The 9,118-nt window shown below is 76.4% G+C and carries 9 protein-coding genes; 6 read left to right on the top strand and 3 right to left on the bottom strand.

The features are described 5' to 3' along the window. Nucleotides 1-174 precede the first annotated feature (174 nt). From ACFU7Z_RS29525 to ACFU7Z_RS29515, 3 genes are all read left to right on the top strand, one after another. Nucleotides 175-708 carry a pyridoxamine 5'-phosphate oxidase family protein gene (locus ACFU7Z_RS29525; protein WP_074006278.1) on the top strand — a complete coding sequence of 178 codons (534 nt, stop codon included), beginning with the start codon at nt 175-177 and terminating at the stop codon, nt 706-708. Nucleotides 709-811: 103 nt separating this feature from the next. Next, nucleotides 812-1,768, top strand: coding sequence for a helix-turn-helix transcriptional regulator (locus ACFU7Z_RS29520; RefSeq protein ID WP_380780803.1), 957 nt, complete (start codon nt 812-814; stop codon nt 1,766-1,768). Between the two features lie 109 nt (nt 1,769-1,877). Further along, entirely contained in the window at nt 1,878-2,717 is an 840-nt protein-coding gene (locus ACFU7Z_RS29515) for an alpha/beta fold hydrolase (RefSeq protein ID WP_380780801.1), read from the top strand. A gap of 46 nt (nt 2,718-2,763) precedes the next feature. Here the strand turns inward: ACFU7Z_RS29515 and ACFU7Z_RS29510 are convergent, their stop codons facing one another. Continuing rightward, on the bottom strand, nt 2,764-3,504 hold the full coding sequence (locus tag ACFU7Z_RS29510; protein ID WP_380780798.1) for a MarR family transcriptional regulator: 741 nt from the start codon (nt 3,502-3,504) through the stop codon (nt 2,764-2,766). Nucleotides 3,505-3,737: 233 nt separating this feature from the next. On the opposite strand from ACFU7Z_RS29510, the gene ACFU7Z_RS29505 reads away from it, so the two are divergent. The 3 genes from ACFU7Z_RS29505 (at nt 3,738) to ACFU7Z_RS29495 (ending at nt 7,268) form a co-directional block, all read left to right on the top strand. Then, nucleotides 3,738-4,946 (top strand): serine hydrolase domain-containing protein, encoded by a 1,209-nt coding sequence (locus ACFU7Z_RS29505; RefSeq protein WP_380780796.1) that lies wholly within the window; start codon nt 3,738-3,740, stop codon nt 4,944-4,946. A 68-nt stretch (nt 4,947-5,014) separates the two neighbouring features. After that, nucleotides 5,015-5,971, top strand: a complete 957-nt coding sequence (locus ACFU7Z_RS29500) for a LysR family transcriptional regulator (protein ID WP_380780794.1) — start codon at nt 5,015-5,017, stop codon at nt 5,969-5,971. Nucleotides 5,972-6,038: 67 nt separating this feature from the next. Further along, nucleotides 6,039-7,268 carry an MFS transporter gene (locus ACFU7Z_RS29495; protein WP_079272908.1) on the top strand — a complete coding sequence of 410 codons (1,230 nt, stop codon included), beginning with the start codon at nt 6,039-6,041 and terminating at the stop codon, nt 7,266-7,268. Nucleotides 7,269-7,405: 137 nt separating this feature from the next. Here ACFU7Z_RS29495 and ACFU7Z_RS29490 read toward each other — a convergent pair whose 3' ends face one another. Together ACFU7Z_RS29490 and ACFU7Z_RS29485 are read right to left on the bottom strand one after the other, a co-directional pair. Then, a complete protein-coding gene (locus ACFU7Z_RS29490; RefSeq protein WP_380780791.1) occupies nt 7,406-8,083 on the bottom strand; it encodes an SDR family oxidoreductase in 678 nt (225 codons plus the stop codon). Between the two features lie 101 nt (nt 8,084-8,184). Further along, nucleotides 8,185-8,979, bottom strand: coding sequence for an MBL fold metallo-hydrolase (locus ACFU7Z_RS29485; RefSeq protein WP_380780789.1), 795 nt, complete (start codon nt 8,977-8,979; stop codon nt 8,185-8,187). Nucleotides 8,980-9,118: the final 139 nt, after the last annotated feature.

The raw sequence follows: 9,118 nt of genomic DNA, 5'->3' as shown, positions 1-9,118 counted from the left end.
GGGAAGTCGGCCCCGCCGACTTCCCACTCCCCCACCAGCGGCCGGGCGCGTGGAAAACCGCAGGACACCGCGGGAAATCACGACAGAAGGTGTCTGGTTTCGCGGGGACAGTAGGGGGCGCCGGTCGGTGTCGTGGTGGCACGGGCCGGGACGACGGACAGACAAGGACCCCCCATGCGCGAAACACCCGACGAGCTCCACCGGCTCCAGGCCCTCCTCGACGCCTCGCTCGCCCGCTCCACCGCGCACCTGCGGTCGATCATCAACAGCGAGCGCTCGCTCACCGCCGACCAGCTCACCGGTGTGCTCACCGGCATGTGCACGCTCGCGCTGTCCACGGTGACGGCGAAGGGCGAGCCGCGGATCAGCGGCGTGGACGGGCACTTCCTGCACGGCATGTGGCACTTCGGCACCGCGCGCGGCGCCGCCAAGGCCCGGCACCTCGCCGCCCGGCCCGCCGTCAGCGCCGCGCACCTGCGCGGGGAGGACCTGGGCGTGTTCACCCACGGCACCGCGGAGGTCCTCAACCCGCACGGCGGCGAGCCGGCCGCCGACTGGCCGGAACTGCTCGCCTACTTCCGGGACTTCTACGGCCCCGACGCCTTCGACTGGGACAACGACGTCGTCTACTACCGGCTGCACCCGCAGTGGATGACCGCGTTCGCCCCCGACCCCGCCAAGCTCGACGCGGCGGCCGACGAGGCCTGACCCCGCCCGCCCCGGGCCCAGGCCCGGCGACAATGGTGCCGGGCCACCGCACACACGGGCGGGCCCACCAGGCGACACCAGGCAGGCGACGGAAAGGGGCGACGTGCGGGCGAGCCGGGCCATCGCGCTGCTGCTGCTCCTGCAGAGCCGCCGGACGATGACCACCACGGAGCTCTCGGCCGAACTGGAGGTCTCCGAGCGCACCGTGCAGCGCGACGTCGCCGCGCTGGTGGAGGCCGGAGTGCCGGTGTACGCGGAGCGCGGCCGCGGCGGCGGCTACCGGCTCGTCGACGGCTACCGCACCCGCCTCACCGGCCTCGAACGCGCCGAGGCCGAGGTCCTGCACCTGGCCGGGCTGCCGGGCCCGCTGCGCGACATGGGCCTGGCGGGGCAGGCCCTCGCCGCCCGGCTGAAGGTCGCCGCCGCCCTGGGCGACGCCCCCGCGGCCGCCGCTCGGCGCTTCCACCTCGACGCGCCGGCCTGGTTCCGCGACGCCCCGACCCCCGCGCTGCTCGCCGAGGTGTCGCGCGCCGTGTGGGAGGACCGCGTCCTGCACGCCCGCTACGCGGCGCGCTCCGGCACCCGGGAGCGGCGGCTGGAGCCGTACGGCCTGGTCCTGAAGGCCGGGCAGTGGTACCTCGCGGCGCGCGGCACCTCCGGCCGGGTCGGCTCGTACCGCGTCGACCGCTTCGAGAGCGCCGAGGCCGGCGACGAACGGTTCGAGCGGGACCCGGAGTTCGACCTCGCCGACTACTGGGCCGCGGCGGCCCGGGAGTTCACCCGCGCCATGCTGCGCGAGCGGGCGGTGGTGCGGCTGAGCCCGTTCGCCGTCGAGAACCTCGCCGCCCTGCTGGAGCCGACCGCCGCCGCCGACGCCCTCGCCACCGCGGGCCCGGCGGACGCCGACGGCTGGGTCACCGCGACCCTGCCGGTCGAGAGCTGGGACATCGGCTACCTCGAACTGCTGCGCCTGGGCCCGGAGGCCGAGGTCCTCCACCCGCCCGAACTGCGGGCCCGCCTGGCCGAGGCGACCCGCCGCGCCGCCGCCCTCTACACCTGACCGCCCCGCCCCTGACCGCCCCCCCCGGAGCGGGCCCGCCGCCGTCCGCGCCGCCCGGGATAGGTTTCCCCCTGCCGCACACGGCACTTCGCGAGAGGGGGTGTACGGGATGACGGACGGACCCGCGGACCGGCCCGCCGAGTCGTTCGTCCGGCTCGGCGGACGCCGGTTCGCCTACCTGGACTTCGGCGGCCCCGGGCCGGCCGTGCTCGCCCTGCACGGGCACTTCGGGCGGGGCCGGATCTTCGCGCCGCTGGCCGCCGCGCTCGCCGGCCGCTACCGGGTCCTCGCCCTCGACCAGCGCGGGCACGGACTGTCCGACAACGGGGGCGAGTTCACCCCGGACGCCTACGCGGCCGACGCGGCGGCGTTCCTGGAGGCGCTCGACCCGGCACCGGCCGCCGTCCTGGGGCACTCGATGGGCGGCGCGGTCGCCTTCCACCTCGCCCACCGGCGCCCCGACCTCGTGGCGGCCCTCGTGGTCGCCGACATGACGACCCTCAACCGGGAGCCCGAGACCAGCCCCGCCCTGGACGTGTCCGGCTGGCCCCGCCGCGCCCCGACCCGCCGCGCCCTGGCCCGGGCGCTGGCGGAACGCGGCGTCCCGGCCGGCTACTTCATGGACAGCGCCGCCGAGTTCCCCGACGGCTGGGGATTCCTCTTCGACACCGCCGACATGACGACCTCCCAGGCCGCCCTCACCGGCGACTTCACGGCCGTCTGGAACGCCTCCGCCCAGCCCGCCCTGCTCCTGCGGGCCGCCGACAGCTTCCTCCTCACCCCCGCCACCGCACGCCGGATGGCCCGCGAACGCCCGAACACCCGCCTGGCGGAGATCCCGCACAGCGGGCACTGGCTCTACGCGGACGCCCCCGACGCCTTCGCCCACCAGGTCCGCGCCTTCCTCGACCACGCCCACCCGGCGGGCCCCGCGACCGCGGCCGGATGACCCGCACCACCCGGCGCGAGGGCCCCGGCCGGGGCCGGGAGGCCGCTCACCCCGGGGAGGCCGCTCCGGCGTCCTCCCGGCCGCGCCGGCTCTCCTCGTGCCACTGCCGGATGCCGCGGACGATGTCCTGGCCGATCCGGTCCAGCAGCGCGGCCGCGCCGTCCATCCGGGCTCCGGCCGCGGTGGCCGGGCCGAGCAGTTCGGCGCCGTGGCGGGTGATCCCGGCGAGCACCGCGTTGCGCTCGGCACTGGCCAGCAGCGCGCGGTGCCAGACGTCGTCGTCGATGACGTACCGCTCGCGGCGGTTGCGCCCGTCGCGCTCCCGGCGGACCAGGGCCTGCACCTCCAGGTAGCCGACCGCCTTCGAGACGGACGCCGGACTGACCCGCAGGCGCCGCACCAGCTCACCCGCCGTCAGCGCGCCGTCCTCGGTGAGCTGGAGGCAGACCAGCACCCGCGCCGTCATCCGGGGCATGCCGCCGAGCGCCAGGAACTCGGCCAGCCGGTCACCGAACTGGCGGACCTCCTCCGTGTCGCGCCCGGGCACCGCCGGCTCCGGCACCGCCTCCCGGCCGGCCGCCGCCCGCCCGCGCCGGGAGCGCTGGACGGTGGCCCGCTGCGCCCGGTCGGCGCGGTAGCCGGACGGACCGCCGTTGCGGGCGATCTCCCGGGTGACGGTCGACGTCGGCCGCCCGAGCTGCCGGGCGATCTCGCCGTACCCCCACCCCTCGGCCAGCCCGGTGGCGATCCGGTGGCGATCCTGCTGGGTCAGTCTGGCTCCGGGCATCCGTCCCCGCCCCTCCTCGGTCAGACTCGGTCGGCCCAGTATCGGCCGACCCCGGCGACTGTTGCAATGGAACGCAGGCAGCTGTTGCATTCGTCGGCACGACCATTGCAAGGATGTCCCCGCTCCCACCTGCACAGACCGTGCACGGCAATGGAGTTGACGTTGACCCGACCGTGAAACGGCTCCTAGTTTCTTCCCAGGCCACGAACACCACGCCGAGGGGGAACACCAGCATGGGAATCACCAGGCGCGCCACCGCGCTGACCGCCACCGCCCTGACCACCGCCCTGACCACCGCCCTGATCGCGGGCGGCACCGCCACCGCCGCGCCGGCGCCCGCGACCCCGGACGCCCGGAACGGGCACCCCGGCGTCCAGCGGGTCCTGGACCGCGCCGTGACCGAGGGCGGCGTGCCCGGCATCGTCGCCGAGGTCCGCGACGGGCACCGCGCCTGGTTCGGCACCGCGGGCGTCGCCGACCTGACCACCGGGCGCCCCCGCCACGCCCAGGAGCGGTTCCGCATCGGCAGCACCACCAAGACCTTCGTCGCCACCGTCGTCCTCCAACTCGCCGCCGAGGGCCGGCTGGACCTGGACGACAGCGTGGAGCGGTGGCTGCCCGGCCTCGTCGACGGGCCCGGCTACGAGCCGGACCGGATCACCGTCCGGCAGCTGCTCGGCATGACGAGCGGGGTCTACAACTACGCGATGGACGCGAAGGTCCGCGCCGAGAACGAGGGCACCGGCTTCCTGCTCCACCGCTTCGACACCTACACGCCCGAACAGCTCGTCCGCACCGGCACCGCCAACCGCCCGGACTTCGCCCCCGGCGCCGGCTGGACGTACTCCGACACCGGCTACGTCCTCGCCGGGCTGATCGTCGAACGGGCCACCGGGACCAGCCTGGCCGAACAGGTCGACCAGCGCGTCATCACCCCGCTCGGCCTGAGCGGCACCTACACCCCCGACCCCGACGACACCGCCCTGCGCGGCCCGCACGCACGCGCCTACTCCCGCCTGGGCGACCCCTCCCCCACCGCCCCCGTCCACGACGTGACCGAGCTCAGCCCCTCCTGGGGCTACGCCGCCGGCGACATGGTCTCCACCGCCCGCGACCTCGACACCTTCTTCGCCGCGCTGCTGGGCGGACGGCTGCTGCCGCCCGCCCAGCAGCGGGAGTTGTTCACGACGGTCCCCACACCGCCCGGCGCGTGGATCCCGAACGCCGCGTACGGCCTCGGCGTCGGCTCCGTCACCCTGGACTGCGGACCGACCCTCTGGGGCATGGGCGGCGCCATCAACGGCTCCTGGACCTACACCTTCGGCACCCGCGACGGCGGCCACCTGCTCACCACCAACATCAACGGCGACTGGACCAACGGCAGTTGGCCGATCGCGGTGTTCACCTCCGAGCTGGAGGCCGAGTTCTGCCCCCGGCCCTGACCCGCACCGGGCCCCCCGGCCGGTACGACCCAGGGGGACGGCCGGGGGCCGGGCGTAGCATCGGGCGGGTGTGGGAGCGACTGGAGATCGAGGGTTTCGTGGTCCTGGCCGAGGAGTTGCACTTCGGGCGGACGGCCGAGCGGCTGGGGGTCTCCAGGGCGCGGGTGAGCCAGACGATCCAGCGGCTGGAGCGCCGGGTGGGCGCGCCGCTGTTCGAGCGGACCAGTCGGCGGGTGCGGCTGACGGAGCTGGGGCGACGGCTGCTGGAGGACGTCGGCCCGGCGTACCGGTGCATCGGGGACGGGCTGGAGCGGGCGCGGGCCGCGGCCCGGGGCGTCGAGGGGGTGCTCACGGTCGGCTACCTCGGCGGGGCGGCCGGGGAGTTCGTGATGGAGGTGATCGGCGCCTTCGCCCGCCGGCACCCGGGCATCGACGTGCGCATCCACGAGACGCAGGTGGCGTCCATGTTCGAGCCGCTGCGCGGCGGCGGGGCGCAGGTGCTGGTCACCCAGTTCCCGGTGGAGGAGGAGGACCTCGTACGGGGCCCGGTGGTGCTGCGGGTGCCGCGGATGCTGGCGGTGCCGGCCAACCACGTGCTGGCCAGGCGGGAGTCGGTCGGGGTGGAGGACCTGGCGCGGGACCGGGTGTTCGCCTGCACGGGGCACGTCCCCGGGTACTGGCAGGAGCGGTTGGCGCCGTCCGTGACGCCCGGGGGGCGGGTGGTGGAGCGCGGGCGGTCGGCGGCGACGCTGGCGGAGACCCTGGCGATGGTCGGGGCGGGGCAGGGCATCTCGCCGGTGGGGGCGGACGTGGCGGCGCACTCGGCGCCGCCGGGGGTGGTGTTCGTGCCGTTCGTGGACGCCGAGCCGCTCGAGTACGGGCTGGTGTGGCGGGCGGGCGGGGACAGTGCGCGGGTGCGGGCGTTCGCGGCGGTCGCGGTGGAGCGGGCCCGGAGGTGGAGCCGGGAGTGGGCGGAGCCCCCGACGACGACGGTGGCGGTGGGGGCGGCGGGCCGGGACCGGTAAGCCTGGCTTACCGGTCGTTGCGCGTTCGGGGGCTGATCAGCGGGGCGGCGGCGGCCAGGCTGGTGCCATGACCAGCGATCTCTCGGCGCGCCGCGCCCCCTGCCCCGCGTCCGCCCCCTCCCCCACCAACGCCCGTGCGCCTGAACTTCCGGCCGGCGCCGCCCTGTTCGCGCTCGCCCTCGGCGCGTTCGCGGTGGGCTCCGCCGAGGTGGTGGTCGCCGGGCTGCTGCCGCGGATCGCCGAGGACACGGGGGTGTCCCTGCCGACGGCGGGGGTGCTGGTGTCCGGGTACGCGGTGGGCATGGTCGTGGGGGCTCCCCTGCTGACCGCGCTCGGGGTCCGCGTCGCCCGCCGGCGGATGCTGCTGTACCTGGTCGGCCTGTTCATCGCGGCCGGCCTGGTCACCGCGCTCGCGCCGGGCTTCGGCGCGCTGCTGGCGGGGCGGGTGCTGTCCGCGCTGGCCGGCGGGGCGTACGTGGGGATCGCCTCCGCGGTGGCGACCTCGCTGGTGCCCGCGCGGCGCAGGGCCGGCGCGATCGCCGCCGTGTTCACGGGGCTCGGCCTCGCCAACGTGCTCGGGGTGCCCGGCGGTACCGCGCTCGGGCAGGCGCTGGGCTGGCGGGCCACGTTCTGGGCGGTGACCGCGCTGGGCGTGGTGCTGCTGGTCGCGCTGGCCGTCCTGCTGCCGCACGGGCCGGCGGCCCCGCGGGCCGGACTGCGGGCCGAGCTGCGGGTGTTCCGGCGTGCGGGCGTGTGGCTCGCCCTGGCCGCGACGGCCTTCGGCTGGGCGCCCTTCCTGACCGTCCTCACCTACGTCTCGCCGCTGCTGACCGAGGTCACGGGCTTCGGGTCCGGCGCGGTGCCGGTGGTGCTGATGCTGGTCGGCGTGGGCATGGTGGTCGGCACCCCGCTGGCGGGCCGGCTGGCCGACCGGGCGCCGGCGGCCGCGCTGTACGCGGCGCTGGCCGGGGTGACGGCCGTTCCGCTGCTGCTGCTCGCCGCCGTGCACAGCCGGGCCGCCGTGGCCGCCGTCTTCCTGCTGTTCGGCCTGGCCGGCGGGGCGGTCATCCCGCCGTTGCAGGCCAGGGTGCTGGCGCGGGCGAGCGGCGCGGACAACCTCGCCTCGGCCGCGAACATCTCCGCCTTCAACATCGGCAACGCGGGCGGCCCCCTGCTGGCGGGCGCGGCCCTGTCCGCCGGGGCCGGGTACACCGCACCGCTGGGGATCGCCGCCGCACTCGGCGCGGTGGGACTGGCGCTGGCCTGGGCGGCGCAGCGCAGCGACCGGCGCGGGTAGCGCCCGGGCCGGCGGGCGGACCGGCCCGTCTGCGGGGTGTGATGCGACCGGTGGGCCCGAGCGGTCGCGTCACGCCGCCGCGCGTGCCCGACACCGGCGCCGTCACTAGCGGGCCGGCGGGCTCGGCGGTCGGGGGTTCAGTGGTCGGCGACGAGGCGCAGGGCGGTGCGTGCGACGGCCTCGTGGACGGGGACGGTGCCGGAGACGAGTTCCAGGACGCGCGGGGCCGTGGCGGGTGTGGTGAGCAGGTCGGCGAGGACGGCCGCGACGTCGGCCCGGTCGATCTCGCCGGGGCCGGTGTGTTCGGCGAGGTGGACCCGGCCGGTGCCGGGCCCGTCGCGGAACCAGGCGGGGCGCAGCACGGTGCAGTCGAGGGCGGGGCGGGAGAGCAGGTCCTGGTCGGCTCTGCCCTTGGCCTGGAGGAAGGTCTCGACGAGGGGGTCGGGCGGGTAGTGGATGGCGGGGTCGGCGCCCATGGCGGAGAGCATGACGAAGCGTCGTACTCCGGCGAGTTGGGTGGCGTCGGCGAGGGTGAGGGCGGCGTCGTGGTCGACGGGGTCGGCCTGTCCGGGGGCGTTGCCGCGGCCGGCGCCGGCGGCGAAGAGCACCGCCTGGGCGCCGGTGAGCAGGTGTGCGAGGTGGTGGGGGGTGGTGTGGGCCAGGTCGGTGACGGCGGGTTGGGCGCCGGCGGCGCGTACGGTGGCGGCTTGTTCGGGGCGCCGGATGATCCCGGTGACCGGTAGGCCCCGGGTGGCGAGGAGACGGGTCGTCAGGAGTGCGACCCTGCCGTGGCCGCCCGCGATCACAACCGACATGCCGGTACCTTACGGGGCCGGTGCCCGCCCGGCCGCGACCGGCGCGCGTCTCGGGGCGGGGCGGGCGAGGCGCGGCGGCGGCGGGCGGGGCGGGTGGTGTGTCAGACGGCGACGAAGCGGCGGTGGCCGTCGGCGGCGAGGATGCGGCCGAAGCGCATGCCGGGGAAGTGGGCGGCGACGAGGAGGTCGTCGGTGTCGGCGGCTTCGTCGGCGATGCGGTTGCGCGCCGCGGAGGCGGCCTGCGGGTCGATGTCCCAGATCACCTGCCAGTCGCGTTCGCTGAACTGGACGACGGAGTGGGCGATGTCGCCGAGCAGCAGGGCGCGGCGTGCCCCGGAGGACAGGACGTAGGCGGTGGTGCCGGGGGTGTGGCCGGGCAGGTGGAGGGCGTCGATGCCGGGGGCGATGGTGAAGTCGGTGTCGAAGAGCTCGAGTCGGTCTTCGACGGGGGTGAGTGTGGCGACGGCTTCGGGGTCGGCGTCCGGTCCGGTGACGAAGTGCTGCCAGTCGGCGCGGTGGGCGCGGTAGACGGCGTTCGGGAAGACCGGCCGGCCGTCGACGGCGGCCCAGCCGACGTGGTCGAAGTGCAGGTGGGTGAAGAGCACGTCGGTGACGTCGGCGGGGGTGACACCGTGGGCGGCGAGCGAGTCGAGCAGGGCGCCGCCGTGGTAGCGGCCGACGTCCCGGGGCCCGACTCCGGCATCGACCAGGACGGTCCGCTCCCCGCTGCGCACCAGGAAGCCGCCGAGGGGCAGGTGGAGGGTGCCGTCGGGGTCGCGGTGGTGGGCGTGGCAGGCCCAGGGGTCGTCCACGCCGGGGCGGGTGAGGATCTCGGCGGCGGTCTCGGTGCCTTCTCCGTCCATGACCGCCAGGACCTCGATGTCGCCGATCCTCATGTGCTGCCCCTCTCGTGACGGTGCGTCGTGGGCCCGGGTGGAACGGGGGTCCGTTCGTGGGCCATCGGTGGCAACCGTGCCGGGCGGGCGGGGATTCCCGCCGGTGGGGGGCCGGGCCCCGCCGCCCCTTGCCCGAGGG

Origin of the sequence: Kitasatospora sp. NPDC057518 (assembly GCF_042802075.1) — a bacterium.
Taxonomy (GTDB): Bacteria; Actinomycetota; Actinomycetes; order Streptomycetales; family Streptomycetaceae; genus Kitasatospora.
The sequence above is the reverse complement of the archived record's forward strand: the minus strand, read 5'-3'. Positions and strand labels throughout refer to the sequence as shown.

Coding starts and splice junctions, on each gene's coding strand:
- ACFU7Z_RS29525 (WP_074006278.1), top strand. CDS start 175: ATGCGCGAAACACCCGACGAGCTCCACCGGCTCCAGGCCCTCCTCGAC.
- ACFU7Z_RS29515 (WP_380780801.1), top strand. CDS start 1,878: ATGACGGACGGACCCGCGGACCGGCCCGCCGAGTCGTTCGTCCGGCTC.
- ACFU7Z_RS29510 (WP_380780798.1), bottom strand. CDS start 3,504: ATGCCCGGAGCCAGACTGACCCAGCAGGATCGCCACCGGATCGCCACC.
- ACFU7Z_RS29505 (WP_380780796.1), top strand. CDS start 3,738: ATGGGAATCACCAGGCGCGCCACCGCGCTGACCGCCACCGCCCTGACC.
- ACFU7Z_RS29495 (WP_079272908.1), top strand. CDS start 6,039: ATGACCAGCGATCTCTCGGCGCGCCGCGCCCCCTGCCCCGCGTCCGCC.
- ACFU7Z_RS29490 (WP_380780791.1), bottom strand. CDS start 8,083: ATGTCGGTTGTGATCGCGGGCGGCCACGGCAGGGTCGCACTCCTGACG.
- ACFU7Z_RS29485 (WP_380780789.1), bottom strand. CDS start 8,979: ATGAGGATCGGCGACATCGAGGTCCTGGCGGTCATGGACGGAGAAGGC.